Annotated in this window: 1 pseudogene; it reads right to left on the reverse strand. The window is 67.8% G+C overall.

Annotation, left to right across the window (positions count from 1 at the left end):
* A pseudogene (locus D9V41_RS17020) lies at positions 1 to 210 on the reverse strand (sulfate permease); the annotation flags it as partial.
* Positions 211 to 342 lie beyond the last annotated feature (132 nt).

A 342-nucleotide genomic window follows, 5' to 3' on the forward strand; every position in this document is an offset into this window, starting at 1 on the left:
CGGCACGTAGAGCCACTCGGTCCAGCCGTGCTCGACGAGCGCGGCGCAGCCGACGGCCGCGGCCAGGTAGACGACGCCGAGGAGCATCGCGGGCACGCCCCAGCGCAACCCTTCACGGGTGCGCAGCCGGTTCAGGAGACGGTTGGTGGGCGCGTATCGCTGCAGCAGGGTGTGGGTGCGGACGCTGAGGCTCCACAATCCGGTGAACATCTCGGACCTCTTTCAGCACAGGCGGATAGCCGGTTGGCGATGTCGCAGGCCTGTGCTGGTGGGTCTCCCGATGGCGAGAGGGTCTTCCGCCCAGGCTGCGATTCGCTGGGTCGGACATCTCTGTTTCCTGCT

It is taken from the genome of Aeromicrobium phragmitis, from assembly GCF_003674095.1.
Classification (GTDB): Bacteria; Actinomycetota; Actinomycetes; order Propionibacteriales; family Nocardioidaceae; genus Aeromicrobium; species Aeromicrobium phragmitis.